Here is a 13,877-nt window from a genome sequence, read left to right as displayed (position 1 = left end):
GTCAGGTGTCAGCGGTTAAGGCGCGCGAGCAGGCTCGACGTATCCCAGCGCTTGCCGCCCATCTTCTCGACCTCGGCGTAGAACTGGTCGACCAGCGCGGTCACCGGCAGATTGGCGCCGTTGCGGCGGGCTTCGGCCAGCGAGATCGAGAGGTCCTTGCGCATCCATTCGACCGCGAAGCCGAAATCGTACTTGTCCTCGTTCATGGTCTTGTAGCGGTTCTCCATCTGCCAGGACTGCGCTGCGCCCTTGGAGATGGTCTCGATCACGGCGGCGACGTCGAGGCCACTCTTCTTGGCGAAGTGGATACCTTCGGAGAGGCCCTGCACCAAACCGGCGATGCAGATCTGGTTGACCATTTTGGTCAACTGGCCGGAGCCGGCGGGCCCGAGCAGCTTGCACATCCGCGCATAGGCGCCTGTGATGAGCGGCTCGGCGCCGGAATAGGCGTCCTGCGCGCCGCCGCACATCACCGTCAGCACGCCGTTCTCGGCGCCGGCTTGGCCGCCGGAAACGGGAGCGTCGATGAATTTGAAGCCGGCCTTGGTGGCCGCCGCATCGAGCTCGCGCGCGACTTCGGCGGAGGCGGTGGTGTGGTCGACGAAGGTCGCGCCTTTCTTCATGCCGGCGAATGCGCCGTCGGGGCCGATCGTGACCGCGCGCAGATCGTTGTCGTTGCCGACGCAGCACATCACGAAATCCTGGCCCTCGGCCGCGGCCTTCGGGGTCGCCGCGGTCTTGCCGCCGAACTTGTCCGCCCATTCCTTCGCCTTGGCCGCGGTGCGGTTATAGACGGTGACCTCATGGCCCCCTTTTTTCACGAGGTGTCCGGCCATGGGGAAGCCCATCACGCCGAGACCGAGGAAAGCGACTTTAGCCATGTGTGGTACCTTGTCCGTAGTTTGGGTTTTACGGTTTTTGCCGGGCGAGGGGCGCCTGGTTCCGCTATGAGGGCGGATTAGGAGCGCACCATAAACCCTTGAGGCCAGAGGGCAACGGCTTCGTTTGGCAGCCGCCTGTGCTAGGATGGCGGGACTTAAGGTCCTACATAAAAAAGGGAGCGAAAGCATGGGTGGCGTGAGCGTTGGTGTCCTCGATCATTTCAACATCCGGACCCGGAATCTGGCCGAGACGGTCCGCTTCTATGAGGACGTGCTGGGCCTGGAAAAAGGCGCGCGGCCCGATTTCGCCTTCCCGGGGGCCTGGATGTACAGCGAGGGCAAGGCGGTGGTGCACCTCGTCGATATTTCCCCGACCTCGGAGCCACAAAAGCCGGATTCCGGCGTTGTCCACCATGTCGCCTTCGTCAGCCGCGGGTTCGACGGCATGAAGCAGCGGTTGACGTCCAAGGGCATGAAATTCGACTCCCGCCAGGTGCCCGGCGGCGACCTCTGGCAGATCTTCGTCCACGACCCCAACGGGGTCATGATCGAGCTCAATTACGAGGCCGCTGCGGAGCAGGGGGCTGCCCCCGCGGAGATGGCTGACGATATCGGCAGGCAGTAGCCTTTTGGCCGTTTCCGCTCTAATGGGGCATCCTCAAGCCTTGAGCGTGATCTGATCGGAAAGCCGCTCCACACTTTTCCGGATCATGCTCTGTTCAGGAGATGCGCTTTGAGCGTGACGCAGCAACAGGTTCTCGACAGCCTCGCCAGGATCAAGTCGCCCCGCGGGGTCGCGCTCACCAATGCCAATGTGCTGAGCGCGATCAGCGCGGCCGACGGCAAGGTGTTCTTCTCGATCAACGTCGATGCCGCCGAGGCGCGGGCCTGGGAATCCGTCCGGGCCGAGGCCGAGGCCGCGGTGCGCGCCATTCCCGGCGTCACCACCGTGATGGTGGCGCTGACCGCCGAGCGCAAGCCGGGTGCCGCACCGCCTCCGCCGCCAACGCCGAGCCGCGGCACGCCGGGCGTGCAGCCGGTCCACGCCCACAAGCCACCGCCGCAGGGCGGCGCCCAATCGCCGATGGCTCGCCAGTCCGAGATTCCGGGTGTCGCTGCCGTGATCGCGGTTGCCTCGGGCAAGGGCGGCGTCGGCAAGTCGACCACCGCGCTCAACCTGGCGCTGGGCCTGCGCGACCTCGGCCTCAAGGTCGGGCTGCTCGATGCCGACATCTACGGCCCCTCGGTGCCGCGGCTGACGGGCCTCCACGAGAAGCCGGCGCTGGACGGCGAGCGCAAGATGATTCCGCTCAAGCGTTTCGGCCTCGCCATCATGTCGATCGGCTTCCTGGTGGAGGAAGAGACCGCGATGATCTGGCGAGGTCCGATGGTGATGTCGGCGGTGACGCAGATGCTGCGCGACGTCGCATGGGGGAGCCTCGACGTGCTCGTGGTCGACATGCCGCCGGGCACCGGCGATGCCCAGCTCACGCTGGCGCAGAACGTGCCGCTCAAGGGCGCCGTGATCGTCTCGACCCCGCAGGACCTGTCCCTGATCGATGCAAGGCGGGGGCTTGCGATGTTCAGGAAGGTCAACGTGCCCGTTCTCGGCATCGTCGAGAACATGAGCTACTTCCAGTGCCCGCATTGCGGCACGAAATCGGATATTTTCGGCCATGGCGGCGCGCGCCACGAGGCCGAGAAGCTCGGGGTACCGTTCCTGGGCGAGATCCCCCTGCACATGGCGATTCGCGCCACCTCGGATGCCGGTAATCCCGTGGTCGACAGCGAGCCGGACGGCCCTCATGCGGCGATCTATCGCGCCATTGCGGGGCAGGTCCGGGACCAGCTCAAAGGCGTTATCGCCGCGGCCTGAGCCGGTCTTTTGGGGACATGCGACTTTCGTAGAGCCCCGTCATGCCATTGTCGCGTTCCGAAAGCGGGGCTTCCGTGTTAAAGGCCACGGCAGTCAAGCCCCTTCGGTTCGACGCGACAAAAACGCGTCGCCGGAACGAGCGGCGACAACGAGGAAGTTTAGGGGAAACGCCCCAACAAGGAGAGACCTGAAGATGAAGCGTCGTGATTTCCTGAAAGTGTCGGCAGCAGGCGCGGCGGCGACCGCCGCGGTGGCCTCGCCGGCGATCGCGCAGTCCATGCCCGAGATCAAGTGGCGCCTGACGTCGAGCTTCCCGAAGTCGCTCGACACCATCTATGGCGGTGGCGAGCAGCTGGCGAAGTACGTCGCCGAGATGACCGACAACAAATTCCAGATCCAGGTGTTCGCCGCTGGCGAAATCGTCCCCGGCCTCCAGGCGCTCGACGCGACCTCGAACGGCACGGTCGAGATGTGCCACACCGTCTCCTACTACTATGTCGGCAAGGACCCGACCTGGGCGATCTACGCCTCGGTGCCGTTCGGCCTCAACGCGCGCCAGCAGAACTCCTGGTGGTACCAGGGCGGCGGCGAGCAACTCGGCAACGAGTTCTTCAAGAAGTCGAACGTGATCGGTCAGCCCTGCGGCAACACCGGCACCCAGATGGGCGGCTGGTTCCGCAAGGAGATCAAGACCGTTGCGGACCTCTCCGGCCTCAAGATGCGCATCGGCGGCATCGCCGGCCAGGTGCTCCAGAAGGTCGGCGTCGTGCCGCAGCAGCTCGCTGGCGGCGACATCTATCCGGCACTGGAGAAGGGCACCATCGACGCCGCCGAGTGGGTCGGCCCCTACGATGACGAGAAGCTCGGCTTCGCCAAGGTCGCCAAGTACTACTACTATCCCGGCTTCTGGGAAGGCGGTCCGACCGTCCACGCCTTCACCAATTTGGACAAGTGGAATTCGCTGCCGAAGAACTACCAGGCGATCCTCACCAACGCGATGGCCAACGCCAACAGCTGGATGGCCGCGCGCTACGACATGCAGAACCCGGCGGCGCTGAAGCGTCTGGTCGCCGGCGGCACCCAGCTTCGTCCCTTCACCAACGAAGTGCTCGAGGCCTGCCTCAAGTCGACCAACGAGCTGTGGGGCGAGATCTCGGCCAAGAACCCCGACTTCAAGAAGTCGATCGACGCCATGCAGGCCTACCGCTCCGACGAATATCTGTGGTGGCAGGTCGCCGAATACACCTACGACAGCTTCATGATCCGCTCGCGCACCCGCGGCTGATCTTTCGAAGCGTCGCAAGACGACAGAGCCCGGCCTCGTTCGCGAGGCCGGGCTTTTTCTTTGCCGCCAGCGGCCGCCCAAACAAAAATATGAAAAACAACCCCATGCACAGTAGAAGCAGGGTGAGGGCAGGTTGCCCTCTGGATGCTGCCAACCATTTGGACCGTTGGGGCAAATCAGCAGGAAGGGGCAATCGTCGCGCAGCCGGGGTCAACGCGGCGATTTTGCCTGATCGCGGCATCCGGAATGACATCGTCATTTGCCGCGCGTCCGTTCCCGCATCGTCATTGCGAGGAGCCCTTGCGACGAAGCAATCCAGACCGTCACCGCGGATGGACTCTGGATTGCTTCCGCCTTCGCCGAGGCTTCGGCGGACAAGTCGCTACGCTCGCAATGACGGGTGGATGGAGTTGGGGCTCGACCCAGCAACGAACCCGTTTGACACGTCGGGCAAAACAGTGGCAAAAAGCTGGCATCGCATAATCCGAAATTGGTGCTTCGGTGCCGATCCCGTGAGGTGACGATGAGCTTCGATCCCGATGAGGTTCAACGCGCGCTGCGCAAGGCATGGTCGCTGTCGACTTCCAGCCAATGGACGCCGAACAATCCGGCGGCAGGGCAGTGCAACGTCACGGCGCTGCTCGTTCACGAACTCTTCGGCGGCGAGCTGCTGAAAACGCCTCTGCCGGCGGGCGATCATTTCTACAATCGGATCGAAGGACGGCGGTACGACTTCACCTTATTGCTGCTGGACGCCTCCCCTCCTTAGAGTCTGTCCGGAAAGATTACCTTGGATTGCATAGCTTTCGCAGCATGAGTCGGATGGAGGCCAGCTTGAGAAAGGCGAGCGCCCTGTGATTGAAGCATTCCCAATCTTTGGACAGTCTTCGGCATCGCCCGAGCCAGGCAAAGGTACGCTCGACGATCCAGCGTTTGGGCAAGACGACGAAACGGTGAGCCTGATCGGAGCGTTTGACGATTTCGAGGTTCACGCGCTTCAGAGCGCTACGCAGCCCCTTCTGGAAATGTGGCCCTTGATATCCGCCGTCGGCGTAGAGCTTCAGAAGAAAGGGATAGAGGCCGAACAACGTTGCCATCAGGAGCACGCCGCCGTCGCGATCCTGGATGTCCGCCGCATGCACGATGGCGTGCATCAAGAGGCCTTGCGTGTCGACGAGAATGTGCCGCTTCTTGCCCTTGATCTTCTTGCCCGCGTCGTAGCCATGGAGATCATGAGGCCCCCTTTTTCAGCGCTTTTCACGCTCTGGCTATCGATGATGGCGGCGGTGGGAGAAGCCTCGCGCTCGGCCCTTTCGCGACATTCGACATAGAGGGCGTGATGAATTTTATCGAGCGTGCCGTTCCAGCTCCACAGATCGAAGTAGCCATACAGCGTCGAGCGCGGCGGCAGGTCCTTGGGGATCGCGCGCCACTGGCAACCTGTGCTCAGGATGTACATCAGCCCGTTGGCAATCTCGCGCAGGTCCACCGTACGCTTGTTGCCGCCGCGCTTGGCCGGCGGGATGCGAGGCGCGATCAGCGCCCACTCCTCGTCGGTCAAGTCGCTCGGATAGCGCAGGCGGCTGCGGTCGTAGCGTGCACGGTTCTCGGTAGTCCACATTGGCGGCGCGTCCCCATCGAATCAGGCCGCTCACCTTGAATCACAACCGATTCATTCGACTCAACATGTTTTGGAACAGACACTTAGACCGTCGACAATGAAACGCCCGCATTCCAAAGTAGCAGATTTTCCCGGCGGGTTGGTCAGGGTCGTCACTGACTAAGTTCACGCCTTTCTACCACGCCCGTGTCCATGTCCGAGTTGGGTCCAGGCTGTGTAAAGCGGGTACTTGTCAACGACAAGCGCTCTCGTCGTTGACGCTTTTCGCGAGGGCAGTCCCGGGTCGTTCCGCCCCCGTGCAGTTGTTTCACGCTATTGGTGCCGCGGATATTTTTCTTCCTGATCCTGCTGGAACCTCTCAATCGCGTCCTTTACCTTTGGAAGCAGATTGTAGATCGGCGGTTTGTTGTTGAGGACACCAATCTTGAACTGCGGCGGATACTTTACGAGGTCCTTGATGTACGAGGCCGCCGCGCCCGCCAATGGTACGCCCATCGGAAGATGGCGTAGCCCTGTTGACACGTCTTCCTTTGGATTGGTGTAGAGGTTCACCATGACCGCGCCTCCTGTGTCGACAGCGATCGGACCACTGAACCCGCCCCAATCACCCTTCTGAAAGAACCCATTCTCGATTTCAGCCGTCCAAATGTATTTGAACTCATCGATGCGGATCATCGCGAAGTATTGATTGAGGGTGTAGATGCGCTCGCGGCGGGCCGACTCACCATTGTCGGCGAGCAGCAGGCCGGACTGATCAACGCCATCGACGTAAGTCGTCTTCGGGAAGAACTCGGCAAGCTGTGCACCGGGCTTACCTGCCAGCGATACAAAGGTCGGCAGGATGTCCGCTTGATCGAACTGTCCCTCCGACCGGCGCGGCTTTATCATGCCTTTCCAGTAGGCAAATGTCGGGACGCGCACGCCTCCCTCCCATGACGAACCCTTGCAGCCCCGGAATAGGGTTCGGCCATGCGGCGGGATTTCGCATTCGGGTCCGTTGTCTGAGGTCAGCAAGATCAGCGTATTCTCAAGCTGACCCGTATCCTCAAGCGCCTTGACGAGTTGCGCGAGCACATAGTCCATGTGCACCAGGCAGTCACTATACACGGTGCGCGCTCGCGATTTTCCTGCCCACTCGTCGGACGGATAGTTGTCGAAATGACAGCCGCGCGTCGCGTGGTAAAGGAAAAACGGCTGCTTGCTGTCCTTCATCTGCTTGATGAAATCGACGCTGTAGTCCATCCAGCGCTTGTCGAGGTCCTTGATGTAGGCAAGATCGATCAGCTTGAGGTTTTCGCACTGTTCCGTGTTGGTGGGAGTGCAGTGAACCTCATAATGACTGAACGGAGCCTCTTCCATCATCTTGAAGCGGGACGGGCTCAGCGCTATTTCGGGTTCAAAATACTGATCGCGCCACTCCGTGTACTCGTCAGACACGCTGAGAAATCCGAGATAATCATCGTAGCCAACGTTCTGCGGCAGGGAGCCACGGTTCTCGCCCATGTGCCATTTGCCTGCACCACGCGTCACGTAACCAAGCTTCTTAAGAATGCTCGGGAGCGTGATTGCGCCGTCAAGCCAGCCCGGCTCGCCATACATCGGCGGACGGAGAATGCCATGGTGCAGCGGGTTCTGCCCTGTCATGATCGTGGCGCGGCGAGCAGCTCGGCGTCGAGTAGGCCGAGGTCAGGTTCAGCCCCTCGTTGGCCAGCTTGTCCATCGTAGGCGTTTCGTTGCCAACCGCGATGCCCCCGCCGTTGAAGCCGGGGTCCGTCCAGGCCACATCGTCGAGTAGGAATACAATGAGATTGGGCTTCTTGCCGGTCTTCCTTTCGAGGTCAGCGAGCTTTCCGCGCGCCTGTTGCTCCTGTTCCGAATGGGCGATAACGGGATACATGTTGTCGGCTGGCTTCACCGGTTTTAGGTGAATGAATTGATCTGGATGATCGTAGCCTTTGGCGGTCGTGGGGCCGGTAGCGCTGCCTCGAATATTCTGCGCGAACGAAACACTCGACATCGTGAGGGCCGCTAACCCGAGCGCGCCCGCCACTAGTGCTGCAATTGAAGCTCCACTGGCTTTGGTTGATTTCAAGTCGCTGAGACGGAACCGTACAACAGGCATGTTTCCCTCCTGATCACACAGAAAAGATGGCGCGGACTGTCGCAATTTTGAGTTCGGTAAAAGCGAAGTGCCAAGCAGCTAAGTCGGAGCGACTTACTGTGCCTTGTTTATCGTTTCCTGGACCTTCTGTTGGTGAAGCTTTTCCTCCGCAGCCTTCATCGGGACCAGCTTGACCGTTAGCTTGTCGATCTTGCCGGTGAAACGGAATGGCGGCTGGTAGTCCTTGTCGTCCACGCCAGTGCGGGTGTCCACACCGACATCGAAGGTCTCGTAGATCGTTTCGACGAACGGAATGGTGTGCGGGATAGTCCTGCTGGCGACTTCCTTGCCATCCACCGACAGGACGCCGGTGCCGCCCTTGCCAAAACCGGGGCCGTCATACTTGAAATCAAACACGATGGTATGCTTACCCGGTGCGAGCGCCGCTGGGCTTTCCCATCGGAAGCGCTCCACGTTAAAAAAATTGTACACGAAGACTGGTTTTTCCTTGAGCAAGTAGAGACCATGACCACCGCCACGGCCCCCGAGCGTATTGATCATGCCTTCTGCGCCTCCCTGCGGAATTTCAACCTCGGCGGTGATGGAGTAGGACTTGCCGGCAATGTCGGGGGCGCAGCTGTAGGGAAGACCAGACGATTCACCCGAGTAGGTGAATAAGGTCCGACCCGCGGTCGCGCTCGGTCGCGGCGTGACTGCGCGAGCGGTGAAGCTGTTATCCAGCGGGAACACGTTGTATTTCTGCGCCGTGACCAGAAACAGTTCCTTCATGTCGCGCAGCCTGTCCGGCATCTTGGCCGCGAGGTCGTTGTTCTCCGAATAATCCTCGGCGAGATTGTAAAGCTCCCAGGTGTAGCCGTTGACGACATCGGGAAACTTGCCGAAGCCCAGATCCCACGGCGGCTCGGGCGGCGTGGTGGCGGCGAGCCAGCCGTCGTGGTAGATCGCCCGGTTGCCGACCATCTCGAAATATTGCGTGCTGCGGGTCGAAGGGGCGTTCGCGTTTGCTTTGTCGAAGGTGTAGGACATGCTCACGCCTTCGATCGGCTTCTGAGCAACGCCGTTGACCATCACCGGCGCTGGAATGCCGGTGGCTTCGAGGATCGTCGGCACGATGTCGATCATGTGATGAAACTGCGTGCGGATGCCGCCCACCTCGTTGATGTGACCGGGCCATGAGATGGCCATGCCTTGACGGGTGCCGCCGAAGTGCGACGCGACCTGCTTGGTCCATTTGAATGGTGTGTCAAAAGCCCAGGTCCAGGCCACCGCAAAGTGCGGCGTGGTTTGGGCCGAACCCCAAACGTCGTAGAATTTCAATTGCTCCGCGACTGGAATGTTGACGCCTTGGATCGCGGCCATTTCGTTCGGGGTGCCGAGGATGGAGCCTTCGGCGCTGTTGCCGTTGTCGCCGCTGATGTAGATGATGAGTGTGTTGTCGAGCTTGCCCTGGTCTTCGACTTCCTGAATGACCCTGCCGATTTCATGGTCGGTGTAGGCCGTGTAGGCTGCAAAAACGTCCGCCTGGCGAATGAAAAGCTTGTTCTCGTCGGGGCTGAGCGTGTCCCATTTTTGTAGCTTCGCGCCGCCGTATTCTGGCTGGCCATCCGGCCACGGTGTGAGCTGGGTATTCGCCGGAATTACACCGAGCCGTTTCTGGTTGGCGAAGATTGTCTCGCGCAGCTTTTCCCAGCCCTGATCGAACAAGTGCATGTCGCTGATCTTCTTGATCCACTCTGGCGTAGGCTGGTGCGGTGCGTGCGAGCCGCCGGGCACGTAATAGATGAAGAACGGCTTGTCTGGCGCGGCGTTGTTCAACCCCCTCATGTAGTTGATCGCATCGTCCGCCATGTCGGTGGTGAGGTTGTAGCCGGGGCGTCCTACCCACGGAAAGACTTGCGTCTGGTCGCGGAAGAGAAACGGCGTCCACTGGTCAGTTTCGCCGCCCATGAAGCCATAGAAGTGATCGAACCCCATCCCGTTCGGCCATTGATCAAAAGGTCCTGCCAAGCTCAGTTGATAGCTGGGAGTGTTGTGGTTCTTGCCGATCCACGCCGTCGTGTAGCCGTTCTCCCTCAGGATCGTGCCGATGGTGGCACTCTCCGGCCCGATGACGGAGTCATACCCCGGGTATCCGGTGGACATTTCGGTGATCACGCCGAAGCCCACCGAGTGATGGTTGCGGCCCGTGATCAGCGCTGCCCGCGTCGGTGAGCAGAGAGCAGTTGAGTGGAACTGCGTGTAACGCAGTCCGGCGTTCGCGATGCGATCCATTGCAGGAGTTGGGATGACGCCGCCGAAGGTCCCCGAAACTCCATAGCCTTGATCGTCTGTCATGATCAGGAGCACGTTGGGCGCACCCTTGGGCGGCACTACTTGCGCAGGCCAATACGGTTTCGACTGGCTGGCCCCAAGGTTGATCTCGCCGCCGAACTTCGGCGGCGGCGGCGGGAGATACTTTCCATCTATCGTCGTCGTGGCGCTGGGTGAACCCGGCGTGCCGGTGGTTTGTTGCGCGAGGCTGGTTGTTCCCAGCGCGCACAGCAAATAAGCGGCGGTGAGTGTGGTGCCGCAAAGCAGCAAGTTGCGGCGGTTGCGGCTTTCTGGCTTTGAGCTATCGTCATCCTGGCGGGCACGGGTCATTGGAAGCTCCCTCTTGGAGACGTCAGAACCCTGTGGGCGCCTACTCGGGACACAATGCCGCAAGGCTTCTATTGATCTAAATCAAGACGGTGCCCACAGGTCCGAAACGTCGCCTTCGGTCATTCGCGACAGGGCCAGACCAGCAGCAAGTCCGGCGATGTCCGTTATGCCGCCGGAAGCGGAAGTAAATTCAGAGCATTGGCCGGACCGCGACCAGCCATTGCGGATTGGTGGCGCTGCCCGAGACGTGATTCAAGCTCCAAAACCGGAGCCTCGAATCCGTCCAAGACCACCGATCTACAGCTGCGGGCCAGATAGTCTGACCTCTCGCTCGGCGCGGAAGACATTGCCATACAGGTTGCTGATCCATTGTCTTCCGCTCGACGTTACGTTCAGATAACGGATCGCCGTTGGGACTTGCGGTGCGACCTTGGTCCAGTAGAACTGCGGATATTTGTGCACCACGTCCGCGGGTGTGGCGTATCCGAGCGATTTGTTGAGCCCTATCTCTTCGAATTCATAGAAGAGCGCATTTGATTTCTTCATGTAGTTCGGATCGCCGAGCTGGCCGATCAGATCAGCGGCGCGCAGCAACAAACCTTCTTCCTCGTCCAGATCATCCTTGAGTTCGCTCGTTGGTGCGTCTGTATAGGGAAAGCGGGTATATTCGATGGCTTGGGCAACGCGCGCGGCGTCGATCTGGTCGACAGCGTCGAGGCGCTCCACCGCGAACAATTTTGAACGATCGACGTGATAGGGCGCAAGCGCTGCATCGGAGGAGCCGACCGGCAACTCAACCGTTCGGCCGGTACCATCAACGACATAGGCGCCCTCCTGGTCTCCGTAGATGACGCCCCGAACGTAGCCGATGTCGTGGATCAGACAGGCCAGGATAAAGTGAGCGTAATCGCTGGCCGTGGTTTGCCTCAGAAGTGAGCGGCCGATCAGGATGTCGTGCCCCACCAGCGTGACCAACAGGGTGTGCTCCACGTTGTGATACAATGCATCGCTGTTGCCGATACATTCCAGGGCCAGCTTCGCAGCGTAAGGAGCAATTCCGGCAAGCTGGCATGCGATGAGCCGAAGCGGCCTTTTGTCTCCGAGATGAGGAACGCACCGAGCGCCTGGGACGTCAGTTCCGGAATTGTTATCATGAGCAAGGTCCTCGTCGACGAACCCCCAATAAGCCTGCTGCAGGATCAGGAGGGAGAGGAGGCCACTGGAAGAATGCGACGCCGAGCTGGAAATTGCCGGGCGCCAGCGAACTGAAAGGCGACGTCACCGCCTGAAATGGGCTGAACATGACGTGAGGCCAAAGGCGGGGGTGATGCTTGACCTAGATCAACGTGGCTGCGGCGCATGCTACGTCTGCCCGGCAGCAACGCCCGTTCAGGGTGGTCAAAAGCCGGCGTGCGGCGCGAAGGCCAGTCAGCCGGAGGCTGACATCGGCCGACAATTCAGCCATGGCGCCAATTTGTCGCCGGACCGCGTTGCTGGTCCGCCCTAGAAAGCGCGAAGGGTGCACCGGTGCGCTCGGGTTCGAATGAACTCCACCCGACGGCGGAGCGACATGTTATTCTGGGTCATTGTATTTATGTGATTATCAGGAGACCGGATCATGATTCCTCAGGATCGGTTTCGCGGCCTTTTTCATAAATATCTGTTCGCGCTTTTCGTGGCTGTCGCGATCCCACTTGCATTCAACGGCGTCATTGAGGCGTGGTTCGGCTATCGCGATCAGCGCGCGAGGCTCGACCAGTGGCTTAGCCTCCAGTCCGCATCCGCGGCCGCCGAGATACACGATTTCATCCACGGCATCACGAGTCAGCTTGGCTGGCTGGTTCAGCTTCCATGGAGTGACGAGTTCGACGAACGCCGGCGGACCGACGCGTTGCGCCTGCTTCGACAAGCGCCCGCCATCGTCAGTCTCACACTCCTCGACGGCAATGGCCTGGAGCGTCTCTACATCTCGCGGATCGGCCTCAATCGTATCGAGAGCCGCACGGACCGATCAGCCGATCCCGCCCTGGTTGGTGCCCGCGCAGCTCAGATCTGGTTCAGCGACGTCAGCTACAATCGAGGCTCCGAACCGTATTTGACGGTCGGGATTGCCGGCAACCGGCCGGCTGTCGGCGCAGTCATAGCCGAAGTGAACCTCAAGCTGATTTGGGATGTGATCTCGGCGATCAAGGTCGGAAAGACCGGCTCCGCCTTCGTCCTGGACCGATCGGGTCGCCTGATCGCCCATCCCGACATCAGCCTCGTGCTCCGCGGGGCGGAGGAAGCAACCTCCAAGCCATTTCGGGCTGTGCGGGACGCGATAGGGTCGAAAGCGGGCTTCGCAACGAGCCGGGATGCGCAAGGACACTATGTTGCCGCCAGCGCTGCTCCCGTACAGGGCCCCGACTGGACGGTCGTAGTCGTGCAGCCGCTATCCGAAGCTTACGCGCCGATCTATTCCGCCCTGTGGCGGACGGCAATGCTTCTCGCAATCAGCACCATGCTCGCAGGCATTCTTGCCTATGCATTGGCGCACCGGATGACGGAGCCGATCAAGCTGCTCGAGGAGGGCACGGAGAGGATTGGTGCCGGGTCCTTTGACCACCGCATCTCGATCCACACCGGGGACGAGTTCCAGCGTCTTGCAAACAGTTTCAACAGAATGGCGTCCGAGCTGGCGCTGGCGCAGCAGCACCAGGAGCGCATCGCCAAGCTCAAGCGGTTCCTTGCCCCCCAGGTCGCCGATCTCGTCGATCGAGCTGGCGATGACAGCGTGCTGGACGGCCGCCGTACGGAAGTCGTCGTTGTCTTCTGCGATTTGAGGGGGTTCACCGCGTTTTCAGCAGGCGCCGCGCCCGAGGACGTCATGAGCGTATTGTCGGAATACTATGAAAGCCTTGGCAGGGTCATCACGAAATTCGAGGCAACGCTGATCAATTTCTCCGGAGACGGACTGATGGTGCTGGTGAACGCACCTGTCCCGGTCGAAGAGCCTGCATTGAGAGCCATCGATCTCGCCATCGACATGCAGACGAACGTGCAAGCCCTCATCGCCGGCTGGCGATCGCGTGGCTACCACATTGGTTTCGGAATCGGCCTTGCCAGCGGGCCGGCGACTGTCGGCCGGATCGGATACGAGGACCGGCTCGACTACACCGCCATTGGAAGCGTCGTGAATCTTGCGGCCCGGCTGTGCGGATCTGCCGCAGACAAGGAAATCCTGATCGACGCCAAAGTCGCCGCCGACGTCAAGGGCAGGCGGCCCGTTGAGGATCTCGGGGGCCGCGAGATCAAAGGATTTGACGAAGCCATTCCAGTCTTCGGAATATCCTTCGAGGCTCTCGAGCCGACTGGCCGCGGGATGCCCGGCACAATCCGCTAGAGACTGTCCGCGTATCCGGGGCTATGCTCCGGCAAACGGCTGACGGCAGCGGGTCCGTGGGCATGAGGTG

At 60.9% G+C, this 13,877-nt stretch carries 7 protein-coding genes and 3 pseudogenes; 5 read left to right on the top strand and 5 right to left on the bottom strand.

From position 1 onward, the window contains the following. Positions 1 to 8: 8 nt before the first annotated feature. Positions 9 to 881, bottom strand: a complete 873-nt coding sequence (locus HAP41_RS30050; RefSeq protein WP_166094089.1) for an NAD(P)-dependent oxidoreductase — start codon at positions 879 to 881, stop codon at positions 9 to 11. A 187-nt stretch (positions 882 to 1,068) separates the two neighbouring features. Between HAP41_RS30050 and HAP41_RS30045 the strand changes: the two genes are divergently transcribed. From HAP41_RS30045 to HAP41_RS30030, 4 genes are all read left to right on the top strand, one after another. After that, the gene (locus HAP41_RS30045; protein WP_028159844.1) at positions 1,069 to 1,506 is read left to right on the top strand and encodes a VOC family protein; all 438 of its coding nucleotides are present in this window, start codon (positions 1,069 to 1,071) and stop codon (positions 1,504 to 1,506) included. Between the two features lie 108 nt (positions 1,507 to 1,614). Further along, positions 1,615 to 2,757: an Mrp/NBP35 family ATP-binding protein gene (locus tag HAP41_RS30040; RefSeq protein ID WP_166094096.1), complete on the top strand. Its 1,143-nt coding sequence runs from the start codon at positions 1,615 to 1,617 to the stop codon at positions 2,755 to 2,757. A gap of 193 nt (positions 2,758 to 2,950) precedes the next feature. Beyond that, entirely contained in the window at positions 2,951 to 4,042 is a 1,092-nt protein-coding gene (locus HAP41_RS30035) for a TRAP transporter substrate-binding protein (protein ID WP_014496209.1), read from the top strand. 523 nt (positions 4,043 to 4,565) lie between these two features. Continuing rightward, on the top strand, positions 4,566 to 4,811 hold the full coding sequence (locus tag HAP41_RS30030; RefSeq protein ID WP_422652909.1) for a YunG family protein: 246 nt from the start codon (positions 4,566 to 4,568) through the stop codon (positions 4,809 to 4,811). A gap of 16 nt (positions 4,812 to 4,827) precedes the next feature. Here HAP41_RS30030 and HAP41_RS30025 read toward each other — a convergent pair. From HAP41_RS30025 to HAP41_RS30010, 4 genes and pseudogenes are all read right to left on the bottom strand, one after another. Next, positions 4,828 to 5,663 (bottom strand): annotated as a pseudogene (locus HAP41_RS30025) (IS5 family transposase). 312 nt (positions 5,664 to 5,975) lie between these two features. Next, positions 5,976 to 7,560, bottom strand: a pseudogene (locus tag HAP41_RS30020) (sulfatase-like hydrolase/transferase). Positions 7,561 to 7,878: 318 nt separating this feature from the next. Next, a complete protein-coding gene (locus HAP41_RS30015) occupies positions 7,879 to 10,425 on the bottom strand; it encodes an arylsulfatase (RefSeq protein ID WP_166094100.1) in 2,547 nt (848 codons plus the stop codon). A gap of 297 nt (positions 10,426 to 10,722) precedes the next feature. Continuing rightward, a pseudogene (locus HAP41_RS30010) lies at positions 10,723 to 11,579 on the bottom strand (metal-dependent phosphohydrolase). Between the two features lie 464 nt (positions 11,580 to 12,043). On the opposite strand from HAP41_RS30010, the gene HAP41_RS30005 reads away from it, so the two are divergent. Beyond that, positions 12,044 to 13,807, top strand: coding sequence for a cache domain-containing protein (locus tag HAP41_RS30005; RefSeq protein WP_166094105.1), 1,764 nt, complete (start codon positions 12,044 to 12,046; stop codon positions 13,805 to 13,807). The last annotated feature ends 70 nt before the right edge of the window (positions 13,808 to 13,877 follow it).

The organism is Bradyrhizobium barranii subsp. apii, from assembly GCF_011516635.5.
GTDB lineage: Bacteria > Pseudomonadota > Alphaproteobacteria > Rhizobiales > Xanthobacteraceae > Bradyrhizobium > Bradyrhizobium barranii.
This window is presented reverse-complemented; position numbering and strand designations above follow the sequence as displayed.

Bases quoted from the DNA above. Each gene is read 5' to 3' on its own strand.
- HAP41_RS30045 (WP_028159844.1), top strand. From the start codon at position 1,069: ATGGGTGGCGTGAGCGTTGGTGTCCTCGATCATTTCAACATCCGGACC.
- HAP41_RS30015 (WP_166094100.1), bottom strand. From the start codon at position 10,425: ATGACCCGTGCCCGCCAGGATGACGATAGCTCAAAGCCAGAAAGCCGC.
- HAP41_RS30035 (WP_014496209.1), top strand. From the start codon at position 2,951: ATGAAGCGTCGTGATTTCCTGAAAGTGTCGGCAGCAGGCGCGGCGGCG.
- HAP41_RS30050 (WP_166094089.1), bottom strand. From the start codon at position 881: ATGGCTAAAGTCGCTTTCCTCGGTCTCGGCGTGATGGGCTTCCCCATG.
- HAP41_RS30030 (WP_422652909.1), top strand. From the start codon at position 4,566: ATGAGCTTCGATCCCGATGAGGTTCAACGCGCGCTGCGCAAGGCATGG.
- HAP41_RS30005 (WP_166094105.1), top strand. From the start codon at position 12,044: ATGATTCCTCAGGATCGGTTTCGCGGCCTTTTTCATAAATATCTGTTC.